We start from the raw sequence: 19,956 nt of genomic DNA, 5'->3' as shown, positions 1-19,956 counted from the left end.
CGTGAGCCGTGCCGCGCGCCGCCCGTGAGCCGTGCCGCGCGCCGGGCGTACGAGCCGTGCTGCGCGCCGGGCGTAACGGTTCCGGAAAGGCGGGCTCATCGAGGCTTCACGGGAGGGGTGTCAGCCGGACGCAGATGGTAACTTAGGTAACCCTAAGCGAGGGATTGGGAGACCGTCATGGCAGAGCGCCCGGCAGGCAGGGCACGGAAGGCCCACACGGCGCAGGTCGTGCGCACGCAGCGGCTGACCCCGCACATGCAGCGGGTGGTGCTGGGCGGCGAGGGGCTCGCCGAGTTCGCGACGGGCGGCTGCACGGACCACTATGTGAAGCTGCTGTTCCCGGCCGAGGGCGTCACCTATCCCGAACCCTTCGACATGCAGCGCATCCGCGAGGAGTTTCCGCGCGCGCAGTGGCCCGTGACGCGGACGTACACCGTGCGCGGCTGGGACCCCGAACACCGGGAACTGACCCTGGACTTCGTCATCCATGGCGACGAGGGCCTCGCCGGTCCCTGGGCGCTGCGCGCGCAGCCGGGCGAGACCGTGCGGTTCGTGGGTCCCGGCGGCGCCTACGCCCCGGACATCGCGGCCGACTGGCATCTGCTCGCGGGAGACGAGAGCGCGCTGCCGGCGATCGCGGCCGCCCTGGAGGCGCTGCCCGAGGGGGCAGAGGCGTACGCCTTCGTGGAGGTCGCGGGCCCCGAGGAGGAGCAGAAGATCGACTCCCATGCGGGTGTCGTCTGGCTGCACCGGGGTGACCGCCCGATCGGCGAGGCCCTGGTCGAGGCCGTGCGGGCCCTCGAGTTCCCCGAGGGCCGGGTGCACGCGTTCGTCCACGGCGAGGCCGGCTGGGTGAAGGAGCTGCGCCGGCTGCTGCGCGTCGAGCACCGCATCCCCCGCGAGGACCTCTCGATCTCCGGCTACTGGCGCCTCGGCCACAACGAGGACGGCTGGCAGGCGTCCAAGCGCGACTGGAACGCGCGCATAGAGGCGGAGCAGGAGGGCACCGCCGCCGCGTGAGAGCGGCGGGAAAGGACAGGGGCGGCACCGGCGAGGTGCCGCCCCTTCGTGGTGGGGTGATCAGACCGACCGCTGGTAGGAACGGAACGTGCGGATCGACAGCCAGACCGCGGCGAGAGCCAGTGCCAGCAGCGCCCCTCCGCGGCCGAGCACCTCACCCCAGTCGGGGTGCGCGGACATCGCCGAACGGCCGGCCACCATCGCCCAGTCGAGCGGGTTGAAGTCGGCGATGTGCCGCATCCACGAGGGCATCTGCGACGGGGCCATGAAGGCGGAGGACAGGAAGGTGAGCGGGAGCAGCAGGAAGGTGTTGATCCCGATGATCGATTCCCTCTCGCGCACCAGCATCCCGAGCGCGTTGGACAGTGCCCCGAAGACGGTGCCGAGCAGCACCGAGGCGACGACGAGCACGGTGACGCCGCCGATGCCGCCCGGGTAGTCGGCGCCGCCCAGCAGGCCGAGCAGCACGATCACCATCGACTGGAGGGCGGTGACCAGGCCGTTGTTGACGACGTTCCCGTTCATCAGCGCGGCCCGGCTGACCGGTGTGGTCAGAAAGCGGTTGAGGGTGCCCCGCTGGATCTCCTCGAGGGTCCCCATGCCCGCCCACATGTTGGAGCTGAGGGCACTCATCACCACCACGCCCGGGACGAGGTAGTCCAGGTAAGAGGTGGTGCCGAAGCCGCCGAGTTCCACGACCTTCTTGAAAAGGCTGCCGAAGAGGAACAGCCAGATCACCGGCTGGATGAGGGTGATGACCGCATATGCGGGCTGCCGGGCGAAGACCAGCAGCTGACGCCGGGTCATGTACCAGGTCTCCAGGAGCGCGGCGCTCATCGGGCACCTCCCGCGAGGACGAGGGCGTCGGTGCCGGTGACCTCGGCCTCGGAGTAACGGCGGCCCGCGTAGCGGAGGTAGACGTCGTCGAGCGAGGGGCGGGCGACGGTCACGGAGGCCACGCCGGCCCCGGCGCGCTCCAGCGCCCCGAGCAACGCGGGAACGGCGGCCGCTCCGTCGTCGGCGCGGACGCTGACGCGGCGCCCGTCGAGCAGGACCTCGTGCACGCCCGGAACCGCCCCGAGGGCACCTTGCAGCAGCGCCCGCCCGCTGTCGCCGAGCGTCTCGCGCAGCTCCACATGGACGGCGTCCCCGCGCAGTTCGCCCTTGAGGTCCTCGGGGGTGCCCTCGACCACGACACGGCCGCGGTCGACGATCGCGATGCGGTCGGCGAGCCGGTCGGCCTCCTCCAGATAGTGAGTGGTGAGCAGGATGGTCAGGCCCTCGTCGCCGGCGAGACGGGCGATCTCGTCCCACATCGCGGTGCGCGCCTCGGGGTCGAGACCGGTGGTGGGTTCGTCGAGGAAGAGCACGTCGGGGCGGTGGACGAGGCCGAGGGCCACGTCCAGGCGTCGCCGCATGCCGCCGGAGTACCCCTTGACCTGGCGCCGGGCGGCCTCGGTGAGGGTGAAGCGCGCGAGGAGCTCGTCCACACGCGCGGTGAGCTTCCGGCCCCTCACCCCGTAGAGCCTGCCCTGGAGTTCCAGGTTCTCGCGGCCGGTGGCGACGGGGTCGGCTCCCGAGTTCTGCGCGACCACGCCGATCGCCCGGCGCACCCGGTCCGGGTGGCGCAGCACGTCGTGCCCGGCGACGGCGGCCGAGCCCGAGTCGGGGCGGGCCAGTGTGGTGAGGATCTTGACGGTGGTGGACTTGCCGGCGCCGTTGGGGCCGAGGAGCCCGAAGACGGTGCCGGACTCCACGGTGACGTCCAGGCCGTTCAACGCCGTGACGTCACCGGGATAGGTCTTGACGAGCTGACGCGCCTGCACTGCGGGCGCACGGGTGTTCATGACGACTGCTCTCCATGGACGGGCCTCGATGAGCTCGATGAGCTCGATGGGCCGAGGGATCGGGATCCGCTTGCGCGGAGAAACGACTGATCCGCGGGAGGAGCGCCGGGCTATCCTGGGTGTGCCGCACCTCGATCGCCTGGATGTGCCTCATGGCGGATTCAGCTCGGGGTTCGAGACCCCGGCAGGGCTGCTGCAACAGCCCGGCCGGGGTCTTCGCCGTCACGGCGGCTACGGTCCGTTCACGTCGCCGCCCTCCAACTTCCGGTACTTCTTGGGGACCTCTCCCGTCTCCTGGAAGGCCCGCCACTCCCGCAGGCCGGGAAACGTGCCCGCGGTGAGCTCGGCGAGGAGGCCGCGTACCCACGCGGCCTCCGCCTCGACCATATGGAGCTCGTACTCGGACTCGATCAGGAAGAGCCGGGGCAGGGTCTCGTGGAGCTTCTCCCTGACGCCCCGCAGGCCTGCGGCCCGCACGTCCAGGCTCCCCAGCCGCTCCGCGAGGAGGCGGGCCACCTCTTCGGGATGGAGCACGCCCATCAGCGAGAGCGCCGCCTCGAAGATGGGGAACTCCCGCGCCGGGACGGCGAGCAGGTCCGACAGCCACTCGGTGGCCTCTTCCCGTCCGGCGTCCGTGATGCCGTAGAGCGTGCGCTCGGGGCGGTTCCCCTGGCGCTGCACCTCGGCGACCTCGACGAAGCCGTGCTTCTGGAGGTTCTGGACGACGGTGTACAACGAGCCGTAGTTGATCTTGAGGCTGGTGTCCTTGCCGCGACGGCGCAGGGTCCGGGCGATCTCGTACGGGTGCATCGGCCGCTCGGTGAGCAGCACCATGACCGCGAGCGCCAGCGGATTGCCGAGCTTTCGGCGCTTCGTCGCCATTGGACTGTCACCTCGCTTCCGAATATCCGTCGCCGAACATATCGCGTGTCACGGCCGCGCGCAATACACACGACATATCGCGAACAGCCTGTCCGCGCAAGAGCGTGAGGACTTGGGCCCGCACCGGACACGGCGGCGTGATACGGGCGAAACAGCGCGTGCCTAATTTCTGTCGCCCGACAGGAAATGCACTCCCGGCGACGAAGGCAGGTGCCGTCGTGACGACGACCGATGACCGCTCCCTCGGAGAGTTCGGCTACCGCCAGGAACTGCACCGCAGCCTCGGCCGGTACGCGTCCTTCGCCGCCGGGTTCTCCTTCATCTCCGTGCTGACGACCGTCTTCCAGTTCTTCGCGTTCGGATACGCGTTCGGCGGCCCCGTCTTCTTCTGGACCTGGCCGGCGGTGCTGGTGGGCCAGGTGCTGGTCGCCGCGTGCTTCGCGGAACTGGCGGCGCGCTACCCCCTCTCGGGCGCCGTCTACCAGTGGTCCTCACGGCTGTCGAACGCCGCTTTCGGCTGGTTCGCCGGCTGGATCATGGTGATCGGGCAGGTCGTCGTGGTCGCCGCCGCGGCGCTCGCCCTCCAGATGGTGATGCCGCCGCTGTGGTCCGGCTTCCAGCTGGTGGGCGGCGATCCCTCTCCCACCTCCGCGACGGGCGCGGCGAACGCGGCGGTCCTCGGCCTCGTCCTGCTGGCCCTCACCACACTCGTGAACATGGTCGACAACCGTGTGATGTCCGTGATCAACCGGGTGGGGGTCACCGCCGAGATCATCGGCGCGTGCCTGATCGTCGTGCTGCTGCTCACCCACTCACGGCGCTCCCCCGGCATCACCTTCCACACCGGCCCCGGCACCGGCGGCCTGCTCGGCGCCCTGCTCGTGGGGTCGTTCACGGCGGCGTACGTGATGATCGGCTTCGACAGCGCGGGCGAGATGAGCGAGGAGACCCACCACCCGCGCCGCACCGCGCCCCGCACGATCCTCACCGCCCTCGGCGCCGCGGGACTGCTCGGCGGGCTGATCGTCCTGGGCGGCATCCTCGCCGCGCCCAGCCTGACGGACGGCCGGCTCGGCACCGACGGCCTTGCCTACGTCCTCACCAGCAGCCTCGGCGACGGCGTCGGCCGGGTACTGCTCGCCGACGTGGTGGTCGCGATCGCGGTCGCGACCCTCGCGATCCAGACGGCGGCCTGCCGGATGCTCTTCTCCATGGCCCGCGACGGACAGCTGCCGTTCGCCGGGCGGCTCGCCCGCGTCAACCCGCGCACGGGCATGCCCGGCGCCCCCGCCGTGGTGGTCGGCGTCCTGGCCGCCGCCGTGCTGCTGCTCGACTTCGTCTCGCCGGAGGCGTTCCTGGCCATCGGCACCACCTGCATCGTGATGCTGTATCTGGCGTACGCGATGGTGACGGGCCCCCTTCTGGTACGGCGTCTGCGCGGCGAGTTCCCCGCAGGAGGCACCGACGAGACGGGCACCCCTCTGTTCTCCCTCGGCCGCCGGGGCGTCCCGGTGAACGCCCTCGCCCTGCTCTACGGCCTGGTGATGACGGTCAACCTGGCCTGGCCGCGCGCGGCCGTGTACGACCCGCCGGGCGGGCACTGGTACTTCCGGTGGTTCACCGTGCTGTTCCTGGTCGCGACGCTGGCCGTGGGCGCGGTGTGCCGTGCGTACCGCACGCGCACGGCGGCCCCGGCAGCCGTACCCGAAGCGGCCGTTCAGGAGGCGGCCGCCCGGATCTGAAAGGTCACCGGAATCGATCTAGGATTCCGCAATGATCGAAGGCACGTTGGTAAGACTGCGCCCGCTGCGCCCCGAGGACGCCGAGCACCATCTCCGGTGGCGCAACGACCCGGAGGTCGTCCGCTGGGCCGCCGCCGGTGACCCCTGCTTCGGCCCGGTCACGGCGGAGGCGGTCAGGCTCGGCTTCGACACCATGCTGCGGCTGAGCCCGAGGGAGTCGGCCGTGTTCACGGTCGAGGAGCCGGCCGACGGCAGGGTGATAGGCATGGCCGACTACCGGGACCTGGACCCGTATGCCGGAGTGGCCACGCTGGGGATCACCATCGGCGAGCAGGAGTTCTGGGGTCGCGGCCACGGCTCCGAGGCGCTGCGGCTGCTCGTGGACCACCTGTTCGGCGCGTACCCCCTCAGCCGGCTGGAGCTGGACACCTGGAGCGGCAACGAACGCGCCGTCCGCGCCTTCACCACACTGGGATTCCGCGAGGAAGGCCGCCGCCGGTCAGCCGTGCTGGTGGAGGGGAAGCGTTACGACCGCGTGCTTTTCGGGATGCTTCGCGAGGAGTGGGCGAACCCCGCGTAACGGCTGCACGGCCCGGTCGTCCAGGGGCACTAGGAGCGCCGGACGCCCTGGATCCGGGCGTGCAGGCGCATGTCGTGCCAGCCGTCCGGGTGGCGCAGGGCACTGCGCTTGGTGCCCTCCAGGGCGAAGCCCGTCTTCGTCGCGACGCGGCAGGCCGGCCTGGCAGTACGCGCGTCATGCCCTACCTCGTCAGCGATGTCCTGCCGCGCCGGGTGCGGCAGCCAGGAGCCGGGCACTTGGTCCTGACGCCCCGACCGCTGAAGCTCCTCGGCCACGGCCACCGCGGACCTCGTACGCTTGGCCGTGATGCGACGCAAGACCCGGATCCCGCCCTCCCCCCTGCCCCAGCGCCACGGGGTCGATCCGGTACGGGTGCGGCTGCCGTTCGAGCAGCGCTGGGCTACCGTGCGGGACCACCTCGTGGCGCGGCTGGCGGCCGGGGACGGGGTGATCGACGGAATGCTCGACTCGGGGCTGATCGTGGGTGCCGACGGGCGGCCGGTCGCGCGCGACGCGGCGTACGTGCCGGGCATGTACGTGTGGTTCCACCGGGCGCTGCCCGAGGAGCATCCCGTGCCGTTCCCTCTCGAGGTGGTGTACCGCGACGAGCGCATCGTCGTCGCCGACAAGCCGCACTTCCTCGCCACCACCCCGCGCGGCAGTCATGTCGCGGAGACCGCCCTCGCCCGGCTCCGGCGCGACCTCGGTATCCCCGCACTGACCGCCGCGCACCGGCTGGACCTGCTCACCGCGGGCCTCGTCCTGTTCACCGTGCGGCCCGAGGACCGCGGCACCTACCAGTCGCTGTTCCGCGACCGACGAGTGACCAAGGAGTACGAGGCCGTCGCCCCGTACGACCCCGACGTGGCTCTGCCGCGCACCGTACGCAGCCGGATCGTGAAGGAGCGCGGGGTCCTCGCGGCCCGCGAGGTGCCCGGCGAGCCCAACTCGGTCAGCCGGATCGAACTGCTGGAACACCGCGCCGGCCGGGCACGTTACCGACTGCTCCCCGCCACCGGGCAGACCCATCAGCTCCGGGTGCACATGGCCGCGTCGGGGCTGCCGATCCTCGGCGATCCGCTCTACCCCGTGGTGACCGGGCCCCGGCCGGCCGGTGACTTCCGGCGCCCGCTCCAACTGCTGGCGCGTGTCCTGGAGTTCACCGATCCGGTCACGGGGCGGGCGCACCGCTTCGTCAGCGGACGGGTCCTCGAGGCCTGGTCGGCGTACGAGTCCTGGGCCCGGTAGCGGCTCAGTCCCCCCGCCACCACCGCACCACCCGCCGCCACGGCCCCAGGCGTCGTCGGGGTTCCGCGGCCGCTTGCGCCGGCAGCGGGCGAGCGCCCGGTGCCGATGCGGCCGACCCGGCGGTCACCGGCTCGCGCGGGACCGGACGGGCGGCCACCGGCTCCGTGATCTCCGGCCCGCCGGTCGTGATCAGCCAGCCGGGGCGCTGAGTCGGCAGGGGACGCGGGCCCGGCCGTTGCTTCACGTCCTGCGGCGGCCTGGGCTCGAACCGCACCGGCAGCTCCACCAGGTGCCGTGACGCGATGGACGCCGTCCAGCGCAACTCGTCCTCGGCGCAGTCGAGCTGGATGTCCGGCAGTCGCATCAGCAGCGCGTCGATGCCGGTGTCGGCGATGGCGCGGCCGATGTCCTGGCCGGGGCACTCGTGGGGGCCGCCGCCGAAGGCGAGATGGGAACGGTTGCCCTGCATACCGGCGGAGAGGTCGGGCCGTACGCGCGGGTCGACGTTGCCCGGGGCGATGCCGAACAGCAGCCCGTCGCCCTTGCGGATGCGCTGGCCGCCCAGCTCGGTGTCCTGTTTGGCGAAGTAGCCGAGGATGCCGCTGAACGGTGGCTCGTCCCACAGGGACTGCTCGACCGCCTCGGGCACCGTCATCTGCCCGCCGTTGAGCTGGGCCCTGAAGCGCGGGTCGGTGAGGATCACGCGCAGCACGTTGGCGATGAGGTTGGCCGTGGCCTCGTAGGCGGCGATCAGGACCAGACGCAGGTGTTCCCTGATCTCGTCGTCGGTCAGCCGAGCCGGATGGTTGACGAGGTGGGTGGTGAAGTCCTCCTCCGGCTGGGTGCGGCGGCGGGCGGTGAGCCGGGTGAGGGCGTCCACGATGTACTGGTTGCTGGCGATCGCGGTCTCGGTGCCTTTGAGCATGTCCCGGGCGGCGTGCACGATCCGGTCGTTGTACTCGTCGGCCATTCCGAGGACCTCGCACATCACCGCCATCGGCAGGTGGTCGGCGAACTGGCTCACCAGATCGGCCCGGCCCGCCTCGCAGAACCGGTTGACGAGGGTTTGCGTCGTGCGATTGATGTACCGGCGCAGTCCCCGGTAGTCGATGGTGGACATGGCGCCGGTGACCGCGCCGCGCAGCCGCAGGTGTTCGTCGCCCTCGGCGTAGGAGCAGATGGGCTGCCAGGCGAAGTGCGGGGTCAGCGGGTGGTCGGGCTTGACCCGGCCGGACCTCAGCTGGGCCCAGGTGCGGCTGTCCCGGGTGAACTGCGAGGGAGAGCGCACCATGTGCAGGTTCTCGGTGTGCCCGAGCACCACCCACATCGGCACGTCGTCGTGGATCAGCACCGGGGCCACGGCGCCGTGCTCGGCACGGAGTTTCTCGTACAGGGCTCCCAGGTCCTCCGCCTCGGGACCGTAGAGCCGGCGCACTCCGCCGGGGCCGAGGCCGTGGGCCGGGCAGCCGGGCGGTGGGAGGGGCGCGTCGTCGGCGGTGAGGTCCGTGTCGGTCAGGGGGTGGGATTCAGGCGTCACGATGGTCGCTCCGAAACGGTCGGGGCCGGTGTCTGGGGTGGGGACGGGACATGCGGGGGCCGGAAACGGAACATCCGAGTCCTGGAAAAGCGAAAGGGGAAGGGGAAGGGGAAAAGAGCAGATATGGGTGCCACTGGGTCAGGCAGGGGCGTGCGCCAGCGCAAGGGAGTGCAGGAAGCGCATGAGTGTCATCAGGACTTCACGGCTGGAGGCGCGGCGCCGTGCGTCGCACTCCATGATCGGGATCTCCTCGGGCAGGTCGAGCGCCCCGCGCAGCTCCTCGATGGGGTAACGGGGAGCGTCCGGGAAGGAGTTGACCGCGATCACGAAGGGCACACCGCGTTCCTCCAGTCGGCCGATGACGTCGAAGCTGACCTCGAGCCGGCGGGTGTCGAGCAGCACGACCGCCCCGAGCGCTCCCTCGAACAGACCGTTCCACAGGAACCAGAACCGTTCCTGGCCCGGGGTGCCGAACAGGTACAGCACCAGTTGCTCGGTGATGCTGATCCGGCCGAAGTCCATGGCCACGGTGGTGGCCGTCTTGGTGTCGGAGCCGTAGTCGTCGTCGACTCCGATGCCTGCCTGGGTCATGGTCTCCTCGGTCGTCAGCGGCCTGATCTCGCTGACGGAACCGACCATGGTGGTCTTGCCGACTCCGAAGCCGCCCACGATCACGATCTTCACCGCTGCCTGCGTGGTGTGCGGCAGGTGGTCCTCGGCCCGTGGACCGGGGACGGTGTCAGAGCTTTTGAAGTCCATGCATCACCGCTTCGAGAAGGGATCGGTCGGGCACCGCCTCGCGGACGATCGGGGCGCGTGCCTGGACCAGTTCGGCCGCCAGCAGCTCGGTGAGCAGGACCGTCACCACGCCGAACGGCAGACTGAGATAGGCCGAGATCTCGGCCACGGACAGGGGGGCACGGCACAGCCGCAGCAGCGCCGACTGCTCCGGCGTGGCTGTGGGCGGCGGGTCGGCGCTCGTCACGATCAGGGTGACGAGGTCGATGGGGGCGCGCTCGCCACCGGCGGTCGCTCCGGTGAGGATGTACAACCGCTCGGGGTTCTTCTGCTCGCCCTGCTTCGGGCCGCCTTTCGCGACCGGCTCCGGCGGGGGCTGTTCCTTGGGGTGACGCCGTCGGCGTTGCGGAGGAGTCATACGGTCTGCCCGTTGCGCCGCGGCGGACTCGTCAGGTGGGAGCCGATGCGGAGGACGAGGTCGCGCATGCGGTTGCTCATCAGTCCGGCCTCGGCGACCGTGTCGGCGAGGACCGCGAGGTAGGCGTTGGGGCCCGCCGCCATCATGTAGAAGTAGCCGCCGTCGATCTCGATGATGACCATGCGCATCCGGCCGTCGCTGTCCGGGATCTCGGCGGCGACCGCTCCGGCCAGGCTCTGCAGTCCGGCGCAGGCCGCGGCGACGCGGTCGGCCGCGTCCGGGTCACCGCCGTAGCGGGCGATGCGCAGACCGTCGGCGGAGAGCACCACGACCTGGTGGACGCCCGGTACACCGTCGGCGAGTTCCTTCAGCAACCAGTCGAAATTGCCTCGCTGCTGGATCACTTGTGGTCCCCCTCGTCGGCCTGGGCAGGGGCCGGTTCGTCGTGGCTGGTGAGTGCGCGCGGGTCGTCAGCCGGGGGCCCGGCGGAGAAGGCGTTCGGGTCCGGGGCGGTCTTGAGCCCGTCCATGAACGCCTCGACCCACAGACCGGGAGCGGGCTCCTCCTTCTCCGGTTCGGGCTCGGGCCTCCAGGGTGCGTGCGTCGTGGCCTCGACGGCCCGGGCGGCGGCCTCCGCGGCGGCGGCCTCCGCCATACGCCGGCTGAGCGGGGTCTTCACCCTGCTGCGGCGCTGCGGCAGGCCGCCCGCGGTCCACTCGGTGACCACGGGGACGTCGTCCTCCATGGTGAACTGCTCCGGGATGCGCGGGCCGGTGGTCGGACGGCGCCTCTTCTCCACGCGCTCGGGCCCCTCGACGCCGTCGTTGTCCAGGGTCGGCACGGAGGTGGCGCCGATGCCGTGGGCGAATCCGGGCGCGGGGTCGGTGGTCAGCATGTCGTTGGGGATGACGAGGATGGCGCGGACGCCGCCGTACGCCGACTGCCGCAGCGAGATGTGCATGTTGAACATCGTCGACAGGCGACCGACCACGGCCAGGCCGAGACGCGGTGCCTCGCCGATCTCCTGGACGTCGACGCCGGCCTGGGCCTCGGCGAGCATCCGCTCGACCTTGGCGCGGTTCTCCTCGCTGAGGCTGATTCCGCCGTCCTCGATCTCGACGGCGATGCCGGTCTGCACCTCGGTGGCGGTGACGTGGACCTTGGTCTGGGGCGGGGAGTAGCGCGTGGCGTTGTCGAGGAGTTCGGCCGCGGCGTGGATGATCGGCTCGACGGAGGTGCCCTTGATGTTGACCTTGGCGATGGAGTGCAGCTCGATGCGGGTGTACTCCAGGATGCGGGACATCGCGCCGCGCAACACGCTGTAGAGCGGTACGGGCTGGGGCCACTGGCGGCCGGGCCGGCCGCCGCCGATGACGGCGATGGAGTCCGCGAGGCGGCCGATCAGCGCGGTGCCGTGGTCGATGCGCAGCAGGTCGTCGAAGACCTCGGGGTTGCGGCCGTGGTCCTCCTCCATCTCCCTCAGTTCCTTGGCCTGCTGGTGGACGAGGGCCTGGACGCGGCGGGCGATGTTGACGAAGGCGCGCAGCGCGGAGTCACGGCGTGCGATCTCGCGGTCGACGATCTGGAGCACGGTGCGCAGCAACTGGCGCTGCGGCTGCGGCAGTCCGCGGAAGTGAGGGTTCTCGTCGACGACCGTGCGGATCACCTCCGCGGGGGAGATGCCGTCCCGGACCGTGTCGAGGGCCCTGGGCACGATCTCGGTGCGGAAGAACTCGAGGTCGTCGTCCTGGGAGGCGATGCGCTGTTCGAGGTAGGCGGCCCGCTGTGCGAAGTCGGCGCGCAGCGAGCGCAGCGAGCGGTCCCGGCGTGCGGCCAGGGCCGCGACGGCGGCCACGAGGAGCGTGGCGGCGGCGCCGAACCAGCCGACGGCGGGCTTGGCCGGGGCCGTCACCAGGACGACGGCGGTCCCGGTGGCCGCGGCCATCAGTATGGCGGGCAGCAACATCACGGGTGCGTAGGGAAGTTCACGGCCACCGGGAGGCGATGGAACACTCACCATATATGCCCTCTGAGACGAATCGGCTGGACGGGTGCTTGCTTGGCGAAAGCGGGCGTAGACACCGGAACGCAATCCGGCATCGGCGGATCTTCGGTATGTTGGGGAACAAGCGCACGATTACGCCTCAACTCGGTGCGCTGCGGGCGAGCTTAGTCCGACCGGATCATCGCCATGTCATATTCCGCAAGCACCTGAAATGCCCGCGGGGCAGGAGTACGCTCGACTTCTTTTGCACGCTGAGCCTTTGTTCGCACACGGTGCGTCACGGGGAACAGGCGTCGGGGACGGTCCGCCCATATGGGTGACATTCCTCCGTCGCGGATGACGTGGGCGCCCCTCAGGCCGCCGTCTCACACACCGGCGATGCGCAGCGCGGCGTCCGCGGTGGCCTCCGCGAACGCCGCGACCGGACGGTCCGGGTCGGAGCGGTGGACGAGGATGACACCCTCGATCAGACCGAAGACCAGATCCGTCCGCAGGTCCAGCTCACCTTTGGCGAGCGCGCCACCCGCCGGAGTGCCGGCGATCAACTGCCGGTAGGCGTCCTTGAGTTCGGCACGTACGGCGTGGAAGCCGGCAAACCGCTCGGCGCGGACCTCGGGCAGCAGATAGAGGCCTCCGAGGTTGTGCGGGCCGCCGCAGAGCAGCTCCACATCGGTGCGGCACAGCTCCCACAGGCGCTCCTCGGCCGAAGCGACATCGTCGGCGAGCAGCTCACGCGCACAGGCCAGCGAAGGCGTGACCGTGGACTCCAGCAGCTCGGCGAGCAGCTCCTCCTTGCCGGAGACGTAGTGGTACATGGACGCCTGCCGCATCCCGGCCCGCTCGGCGACGGCCCGGGTGGTGGTGGCCGCGTACCCCCGCGTGGTGAACAACTCGGCGGCGGCCGCGAGGAGTTCGTCGCGCGGCGACAGCCCGCTGTCGGGCCGCTGCGCCACCCGCGGCCTGCCGACCCGCCGCCCCCCACCGGTTCTCATGCGTTCGATCCTCGCACACGGCGACGCACGGCGATCTCGACGAGCGGGCGCACGCTCCGGCGGTGATCACGCGGCCAGAGGGCCCTGGGAAGCACAGCGGCCAGGCGCGCACCCGAAACCCCGACGGCCGGGCGCGCGCCCCTCCCCCGGCGGGTCGCGAGGGGGCCGCCGTGCGGCGGTGCCGGTGAGGGATCGGTAACCGGTCGGCAACAGCCGGGACACGGACGCGACCCGCTCCGCACCTAATTTCTGTCGCGCGACAGAAATAGTCCGGTTCTTCTGCCGGACGACAGAAGAACCCGGAGCAACAGTCACCGGATCACCCGGAGGTCCCGCGATGGCGACAGCGACCACCCACGGAGCCCGCGAGCACGCCCGGGCACAGGAGGGCACCCGAGCCGAGGCCATGCCCGTCGTGCCCGCGAGCGCCTGGCCCGCACCGCCCTGCGAGGCGGGCCACCTGGTGTGGGCGGAGACCGTGGCCGGCGGCAACTACAGCCACCGCGTCCTGGCCCACGGCACCGAGCTGCGCCTGACCGACCCGCGCGGTGAGGCCTGCGCCCACCTCCTGCTGTATGCCGCCGACCGCCCCTGGGAGCGGCTCAACGTCGCCGACACGGTCAAGGTGCAGTGGAACGCCTACCTCGGCGAGGGGCAGCTGCTGCTGTCCGACCAGGGCCGTGTCCTCGCCTCGGTCGTCGCCGACACCACCGGCCGGCACGACGCGCTGTGCGGCACCTCCACCCTCGTACGCAACACACGGCGGTACGGCGACGGCACCCCGCAGTCGGCGTCCCCCGCCGGGCGGGAGCTGTTCAAGCTGGCCGCCGCCAAGAACGGCCTGGCACCCCGCGATCTGCCGCCGTCGCTGTCGTTCTTCCAGGGCGTGGAGGTCCGGGCGGACGGCGCCCTCCACTTCACGGGCTCCGGCGGCCCGGGCGGCAGCGTCACCCTGCGCGCCGAGCAGGACGTCACGGTGCTCCTCGCCAACGTCCCGCATCCGGCCGACCCGCGCCCCGACTACGTCTGCGCCCCCCTGGAGGTCCTCGCCTGGCGCTCGGAGGCGACGCGCCCCGGCGACCGGCTGTGGGAGGCCACCCCGGAGGGCCGCCGCGCCTTCCTCAACACCGTCGAATTCCTCGCCGCCAGGGGGCTCGCATGAAGACCGTCGTTCCGGCCCGCGCCGCCTGGTCTGCCGTCGTCCGCACCGGCCGGACGCTGACCATCACCGACCTGCACGGCAACCAGGCCGTCGACTTCCTCGTGTACGACGCCCACGACACCTCCGTCCGCTACAGCGCCCCCGACACCATCCACGCGCAGGGGAACATCTTCCTGACCACGGGCAGCGTGCTGCTCTCCAACGAGCACACCCCGCTGATGACCGTCGTCGCCGACGAGGTGGGCCGCCACGACACGGTCGGCGGCGCCTGCTCCAAGGAGTCCAACACCCTGCGGTACGGGCACCACACCTGGTCGCAGCACGCCTGCGTGGACAACTTCCTCGCGGAAGGCGCCCGGTACGGTCTCGGCAAGCGCGATCTGGTCTCCAACGTCAACTGGTACATGAACGTGCCCGTCGAGAAGGACGGCACCCTCGGCATCGTCGACGGCATCTCGGCGCCCGGCCTGTCCCTGACCCTGCGTGCCGAACGCGACGTACTGGTGCTGGTCTCCAACTGCCCCCAGATCAACAATCCCTGCAACGGCTTCGAGCCGACCGCGGTGCAGATGGCGATCGGCGGCACCGAATGAGCTTCGAGACCCTGCTGGTGGCCAACCGGGGCGAGATAGCGGTCCGCGTGATGCGCACCGCCCGCGAACTCGGCCTGCGCACGGTCGCGGTGTACTCCGACGCGGACCGCTCGGCACCCCACGTCCGCCTCGCCGACCAGGCCGTACGGCTGGGCCCCGCGCCCGCGAAGGAGTCGTACCTCGACGCCGACCTGGTGCTGAAGGCCGCCAAGGACACGGGCGCGGGCGCCATCCACCCCGGCTACGGCTTCCTGTCCGAGGACGCGGTGTTCGCCCGCCGCTGCGAGGACGCCGGGATCGCGTTCGTGGGGCCCACGCCCGAGCAGCTGGAGCTGTTCGGCGCGAAGCACACGGCACGGGCCGCCGCCGAGGTGGCGGGCGTGCCGCTGGCGCCGGGCACGGGCCTGCTGCCCTCCCTGGACGAGGCACTGCGCGAGGCCTCCGTGATCGGCTATCCCGTGATGCTCAAGGCGACCGGCGGGGGCGGCGGCATCGGCATGTCGGCCTGCCGCTCCGCCGCCGAACTGGCCGAGGCATGGGAACGGGTGCAGCGTGTGGCCGCCGCCTCGTTCGCCACCGCGGGCGTCTTCCTGGAACGGCTCGTCGAGCACGCCCGCCATGTCGAGGTGCAGGTCTTCGGCGACGGCCGGGGCCATGTCGTCACCCTCGGCGACCGCGACTGCTCCCTCCAGCGCCGCAACCAGAAGGTGGTGGAGGAGGCACCGGCGCCCTATCTGCCCGCGCGGGTGCGCGCACAACTCGCCGCGGCGGCACACGACCTGTGCGCGTCGGAGGGCTACCGCTCGGCCGGCACCGTCGAGTTCGTGTACGACGCCGCCCGCGAGGAGGCCTACTTCCTGGAGGTCAACACCCGTCTTCAGGTGGAACACCCCGTCACCGAGGAGATCTACGGGGTGGACCTCGTCGCCTGGATGCTGCGGCTGGCGCGCGGCGACCGCGACGTCGTACGGGACCCGGGGCCGCCCCGAGGCCATGCCGTCGAGGCCCGCCTGTACGCCGAGGACCCCTCGCGCGGCCACCGGCCCAGCGCGGGCCTGCTGACCCGGGTCGAGTTCCCGCCGGGCGTCCGCGTGGACGGCTGGGTGGAGACGGGCACCGAGGTCACGACCGCATACGACCCCCTGCTCGCCAAGGTCGTCGCCCGCGGCCCGGACCGGGCGCACGCGCTCCGGCGGCTGGACGAGGCCCTGTCGCGGACGCGGGTCGACGGCATCGAGACCAATCTGGGGCTGGTGCGGGCGGCCCTCGCGGACCGGGACGTCCGAGCGGCCACGCACTCCACGGCGACCCTCGACGGCGTCACCGACCCCACCCCGCGCATCGAGGTGCTGTCGGCCGGGACACTCACCACCGTGCAGGACTGGCCGGGCCGCACCGGCTACTGGCAGGTGGGCGTGCCGCCGAGCGGCCCGATGGACGACCTGTCCTTCCGACTCGGCAACGGGGCGCTCGGCAACCCGGCGGGCGCGCCCGGCCTGGAGTGCACGCTCCAGGGCCCGACACTGCGCCTCACCCACGCCACGACCGTGTGTGTCACGGGCGCCCCGGCGCCCGTCACGGTCGACGGCACCCCGGTCGCCCAGTGGGAGCCCGTGACAGTCCCCGCCGGCGCCGTACTGGAGATCGGGGCGCCTCCCGGGCCCGGCCTCAGGACGTACGTGCTGTTCGCGGGCGGCGGCCTGGACGTCCCCGGGTTCCTGGGCAGCGCGAGCACCTTCACCCTGGGCCGGTTCGGCGGCCACGGCGGCCGTGCGCTGCGCACGGGGGACGTCCTGCACAGCGGCGCGGTGACCGCCGGCACCCCGGTCCCGGCGGCCGACCGCCCCGTCTTCGGCTCGTCCTGGCTGCTCGGCGCCCTGGAGGGCCCGCACGCGGCACCGGAGTTCTTCACCGAGGAAGACATCGAGGACTTCTACGCCGCGGAATGGAAGGTCCACTTCAACTCGGCGCGCACGGGCGTACGGCTGGTGGGCCCCAAGCCGCGCTGGGCCCGCCCGGACGGCGGGGAGGCGGGTCTGCACCCCTCCAACATCCACGACACCCCCTACTCGGTCGGCGCCGTCGACTTCACCGGTGACATGCCGGTGCTGCTCGGCCCGGACGGCCCCTCGCTCGGCGGCTTCGTCTGCCCGGCGACGGTGGCGACAGGGGAGCGCTGGAAACTCGGCCAGCTGCGCCCCGGCGACACGGTCCGCTTCGCGCCGCTGGCCGACGACGGCAGGCCGCGGCCTGCGATCGTGGACGGCGGGGTGCTGGCCCGGGACGGCGATGTGACCTATCGGCGCAGCGGTGACGACAACCTGCTGGTCGAGTTCGGGTCGATGCAGCTGGACCTGGCGCTGCGGATGCGGGTGCACGCGCTGATGGAGGCGGTGTCAGGGGCCTGCCTGGACGGCGTCACGGACCTCACGCCCGGTATCCGGTCCCTCCAGATCCGGACGGATCCGCAGCGGCTCCCGCAATCCGAACTGCTCGCGGCGGTGCGGGAGCTGGCCGTGTCCCTCCCGCCCACCGACGCACTGGTCGTGCCCTCCCGGACGGTCCATCTGCCCCTGTCCTGGGACGATCCGGCCACCCGCGAGGCCATCGCCCGCTACATGGCGGGCGTCCGCGACGACGCGCCCTGGTGTCCGTGGAACATCGAGTTCATCCGCCGTGTCAACGGGCTCGCCTCGGTCGAGGACGTGTACCGCACGGTCTTCGACGCGGAGTACCTGGTCCTGGGCCTGGGCGATGTGTATCTCGGCGCGCCGGTGGCCACGCCCCTGGACCCGCGCCACCGCCTCGTCACCACGAAGTACAACCCGGCCCGCACCTGGACCGCCGAGAACTCGGTCGGCATCGGCGGGGCCTACCTGTGCGTCTACGGCATGGAGGGCCCCGGCGGCTACCAGTTCGTGGGCCGTACGACGCAGGTGTGGTCGGGGTGGCAGCAGCGGGGCGCGTTCGAGCCGGGCTCACCGTTGCTGCTGCGGTTCTTCGACCGCATCAGGTGGTACCCGGTCGACGCGGACACACTGCTGGAACTGCGCGCGGACATCGCCTCCGGCCGCTTCGTACCGCGCATCGAGGAGGGCGAGTTCTCCCTGGCACGGTACCGGGCGTTCCTCGCCGAGAACGCCGACGCCATCGCCGGGTTCAGGTCCCGTCAGGGCGCCGCCTTCGCCGCGGAACGCGACGCCTGGGAGGCGGCGGGCGAGTTCGCCCGGGCTCAGACGGCGGCCCCGCCCGCGCCGGCAGCGGCCGAGGTCGCGCTCCCGGCGGGCGGGCGGCTGGTCGAGGCCGAGTTCTCCGCGTCCGTGTGGCAGCTGCATGTGGCGCCGGGGGACACGGTGAGGTCCGGGCAGCCCCTGCTGGCGCTGGAGGCGATGAAGATGGAGTCGAGGGTGCACGCGCCGATGGACGGCGTGGTGACAGAGGTCCTGGCGAGGCCGGGCGACCAGGTGGAGGCGGGGACGGCGCTGGTCGTCCTGGCCCCGCCGACTGAGCCGTAGGAGGAGCAACGATGTCCCCCACTGTGTCCCGGGTCCGTGCCGCCCATGCCCGGATCGAGGCGGCGGGCCGCCCCGAGATCTGGATCGGCCTGCGCCCGCGCGGGGAGGTCGAGGCGGAGGCGCGGACGGTCGACGAGCGGGTGGCCGCCGGTGAACGGCTCCCGCTCGCCGGACTCCTCTTCGCCGTGAAGAACAACATCGACGTCGCGGGCCTGCCCACGACGGCGGGCTGCCCGGCGTACGCGTACGAGCCCGAGGCCGACGCTCCGGTCGTCGCCCGCCTGCGGGCGGCGGGCGCCATCGTGCTGGGCACCACCAACCTCGACCAGTTCGCCACGGGCCTGGTCGGCACCCGCTCCCCCTACGGTGCCGTCCGCAACGCCCATGATCCGGCCCGGATCAGCGGTGGTTCGAGCTCCGGCTCGGCCGTCGCGGTGGCCCTCGGCCTCGTCGACTTCGCCCTGGGCACGGACACCGCCGGTTCGGGCCGGATACCGGCCGCCTTCAACGGCGTCGTCGGTCTGAAGCCCACCCGCGGCCTGGTCCCGACCACGGGTGTCGTCCCGGCCTGCGCCTCGATCGACTGCGTCACGGTCTTCGCCCGTACCCTGCCCGAGGCGGAGCGGGCGCTCGCGCACATGGTGGCACCGCCCGTCCGTGAACTGCCCTCCGCGCCGGGGCGCGCCCCGGGTCCGTGGCGTGTCGCGGTGGCGGACCGGGAGCGGCTCGGCGAGCTGGACGACGGCTGGGGCGAGGCGTACCAGGCGGCGGTACGACAGCTCGGCGCGTCGGGCGCCGAGGTGCGCACCCTCGACCTCACGCCCTTCACCGAGGCCGCGGCGATGCTGTACGAGGGTGCGTTCGTCGCCGAGCGCTATACGGCCGTGGGGAGCTTTGTCGACAAGTTGATCGCCGAGGGTGGCGACGGGCTCGACCCGACCGTCGCCCGCATCATCACCCGCGCCCGCGACATCCCGGCCCACCGGCTCTTCGCCGACCAGGACCGGCTGGCTGCCCTGCGTGCCCGGGCCCTGGAGGAACTGGGGGACGCGGACGCCCTGCTGCTGCCCACCGCGCCGGGCCACCCCACCCTCACCGAGGTCGCAGCCGATCCCCTGGGCGCCAACGCCCGCCTCGGCCGCTTCACCAACTCCACCAATCTCTTCGACCTGGCGGCGGTCGCCGTTCCCGCGGGCGAGGTCGGCGGGCTGCCCTTCGGTGTGATGCTGATCGGTCCGGCCTTCACGGACGAGCGGCTGGCCCGGATCGCGGGCCTGCTGCGTCCGGAGACCCGTCTGGCCGTGGTCGGCGCCCATCTGTCGGGGCAGCCTCTCAACCCTCAGCTGCTCGCGCTGGGCGCCCGCTTGGACCGTACGACGACGACCGCGCCCGTCTACCGGCTGCACGCCCTGTCGACGACACCGCCCAAGCCCGGCCTGGTCCGGGTCGGCGAGAACGGTGCCGCGATCGAGACTGAGGTCTGGCGCCTGCCGGCGGAGGGACTGGGCCGTCTTCTGGCCGCCCTCCCCCGCCCGATGGCCCTGGGCGGCGTCGAGCTCGCCGACGGCAGCAGCGTGCCGGGGTTTCTGTGCGAGCCGGCCGCCCTCGCGGACGCGGAGGACATCACCGCGTACGGGGGCTGGCGGGCGTATCTGAACCGCTGACCGGACCGACGCC

Annotated in this window: 17 protein-coding genes and 1 pseudogene; 8 read left to right on the top strand and 10 right to left on the bottom strand. The window is 72.0% G+C overall.

Features of this window, described 5'->3' with window-relative positions:
* The first annotated feature begins 177 nt into the window (after nt 1-177).
* Entirely contained in the window at nt 178-1,020 is an 843-nt protein-coding gene (locus ABZ823_RS07855) for a siderophore-interacting protein (RefSeq protein WP_361655210.1), read from the top strand.
* Between the two features lie 60 nt (nt 1,021-1,080).
* On the opposite strand, the gene ABZ823_RS07850 is transcribed toward ABZ823_RS07855, so the two are convergent.
* From ABZ823_RS07850 to ABZ823_RS07840, 3 genes are all read right to left on the bottom strand, one after another.
* Entirely contained in the window at nt 1,081-1,857 is a 777-nt protein-coding gene (locus ABZ823_RS07850) for an ABC transporter permease (protein WP_361655207.1), read from the bottom strand.
* On the bottom strand, nt 1,854-2,867 hold the full coding sequence (locus tag ABZ823_RS07845; protein ID WP_361655204.1) for an ATP-binding cassette domain-containing protein: 1,014 nt from the start codon (nt 2,865-2,867) through the stop codon (nt 1,854-1,856). Before ABZ823_RS07845 ends, ABZ823_RS07850 begins: the two co-directional genes overlap by 4 nt.
* A gap of 231 nt (nt 2,868-3,098) precedes the next feature.
* Complete coding sequence (locus ABZ823_RS07840; protein WP_361655202.1) at nt 3,099-3,749, bottom strand: PadR family transcriptional regulator; 651 nt, start codon at nt 3,747-3,749, stop codon at nt 3,099-3,101.
* Nucleotides 3,750-3,967: 218 nt separating this feature from the next.
* Between ABZ823_RS07840 and ABZ823_RS07835 the strand changes: the two genes are divergently transcribed.
* Both ABZ823_RS07835 and ABZ823_RS07830 read left to right on the top strand, forming a co-directional pair.
* Nucleotides 3,968-5,491 (top strand): amino acid permease, encoded by a 1,524-nt coding sequence (locus ABZ823_RS07835; protein WP_361655199.1) that lies wholly within the window; start codon nt 3,968-3,970, stop codon nt 5,489-5,491.
* A gap of 31 nt (nt 5,492-5,522) precedes the next feature.
* Nucleotides 5,523-6,071 carry a GNAT family protein gene (locus tag ABZ823_RS07830; RefSeq protein ID WP_361655196.1) on the top strand — a complete coding sequence of 183 codons (549 nt, stop codon included), beginning with the start codon at nt 5,523-5,525 and terminating at the stop codon, nt 6,069-6,071.
* 29 nt (nt 6,072-6,100) lie between these two features.
* On the opposite strand, the pseudogene ABZ823_RS07825 reads toward ABZ823_RS07830, so the two are convergent.
* Nucleotides 6,101-6,226: pseudogene (locus ABZ823_RS07825) on the bottom strand (GNAT family N-acetyltransferase); the annotation flags it as partial.
* Nucleotides 6,227-6,377: 151 nt separating this feature from the next.
* On the opposite strand from ABZ823_RS07825, the gene ABZ823_RS07820 reads away from it, so the two are divergent.
* The gene (locus ABZ823_RS07820) at nt 6,378-7,319 is read left to right on the top strand and encodes an RluA family pseudouridine synthase (protein ID WP_361655193.1); all 942 of its coding nucleotides are present in this window, start codon (nt 6,378-6,380) and stop codon (nt 7,317-7,319) included.
* A 4-nt stretch (nt 7,320-7,323) separates the two neighbouring features.
* Here the strand turns inward: ABZ823_RS07820 and ABZ823_RS07815 are convergent, their stop codons facing one another.
* The 6 genes from ABZ823_RS07815 to ABZ823_RS07790 form a co-directional block, all read right to left on the bottom strand.
* On the bottom strand, nt 7,324-8,856 hold the full coding sequence (locus tag ABZ823_RS07815; RefSeq protein WP_361655190.1) for a cytochrome P450: 1,533 nt from the start codon (nt 8,854-8,856) through the stop codon (nt 7,324-7,326).
* Between the two features lie 138 nt (nt 8,857-8,994).
* Nucleotides 8,995-9,615 (bottom strand): ATP/GTP-binding protein, encoded by a 621-nt coding sequence (locus ABZ823_RS07810; RefSeq protein ID WP_361655187.1) that lies wholly within the window; start codon nt 9,613-9,615, stop codon nt 8,995-8,997.
* Nucleotides 9,596-10,012, bottom strand: coding sequence for a DUF742 domain-containing protein (locus ABZ823_RS07805; RefSeq protein WP_361655184.1), 417 nt, complete (start codon nt 10,010-10,012; stop codon nt 9,596-9,598). The genes ABZ823_RS07810 and ABZ823_RS07805 overlap by 20 nt, the downstream gene beginning before the upstream one ends.
* Nucleotides 10,009-10,416 carry a roadblock/LC7 domain-containing protein gene (locus ABZ823_RS07800; protein WP_265559338.1) on the bottom strand — a complete coding sequence of 136 codons (408 nt, stop codon included), beginning with the start codon at nt 10,414-10,416 and terminating at the stop codon, nt 10,009-10,011. Before ABZ823_RS07800 ends, ABZ823_RS07805 begins: the two co-directional genes overlap by 4 nt.
* A complete protein-coding gene (locus ABZ823_RS07795; protein WP_361655180.1) occupies nt 10,413-12,032 on the bottom strand; it encodes an ATP-binding protein in 1,620 nt (539 codons plus the stop codon). Before ABZ823_RS07795 ends, ABZ823_RS07800 begins: the two co-directional genes overlap by 4 nt.
* 350 nt (nt 12,033-12,382) lie before the next feature.
* Complete coding sequence (locus ABZ823_RS07790; RefSeq protein ID WP_361655177.1) at nt 12,383-13,009, bottom strand: helix-turn-helix domain-containing protein; 627 nt, start codon at nt 13,007-13,009, stop codon at nt 12,383-12,385.
* Between the two features lie 337 nt (nt 13,010-13,346).
* On the opposite strand from ABZ823_RS07790, the gene ABZ823_RS07785 reads away from it, so the two are divergent.
* The 4 genes from ABZ823_RS07785 to atzF are packed head-to-tail and all read left to right on the top strand — an operon-like array spanning nt 13,347 to nt 19,943.
* Nucleotides 13,347-14,171, top strand: coding sequence for an urea amidolyase associated protein UAAP1 (locus tag ABZ823_RS07785; protein WP_361655174.1), 825 nt, complete (start codon nt 13,347-13,349; stop codon nt 14,169-14,171).
* A complete protein-coding gene (locus ABZ823_RS07780; protein WP_361655171.1) occupies nt 14,168-14,764 on the top strand; it encodes an urea amidolyase associated protein UAAP2 in 597 nt (198 codons plus the stop codon). The genes ABZ823_RS07785 and ABZ823_RS07780 overlap by 4 nt, the downstream gene beginning before the upstream one ends.
* Entirely contained in the window at nt 14,761-18,279 is a 3,519-nt protein-coding gene (locus ABZ823_RS07775) for a 5-oxoprolinase/urea amidolyase family protein (protein WP_361655168.1), read from the top strand. The genes ABZ823_RS07780 and ABZ823_RS07775 overlap by 4 nt, the downstream gene beginning before the upstream one ends.
* A gap of 11 nt (nt 18,280-18,290) precedes the next feature.
* Complete coding sequence (gene atzF, locus ABZ823_RS07770; RefSeq protein ID WP_361655165.1) at nt 18,291-19,943, top strand: allophanate hydrolase; 1,653 nt, start codon at nt 18,291-18,293, stop codon at nt 19,941-19,943.
* Nucleotides 19,944-19,956 lie beyond the last annotated feature (13 nt).

This window comes from Streptomyces sp. NPDC047079 (genome assembly GCF_040643755.1).
Taxonomy (GTDB): Bacteria; Actinomycetota; Actinomycetes; order Streptomycetales; family Streptomycetaceae; genus Streptomyces.
The sequence above is the reverse complement of the archived record's forward strand: the minus strand, read 5'-3'. Positions and strand labels throughout refer to the sequence as shown.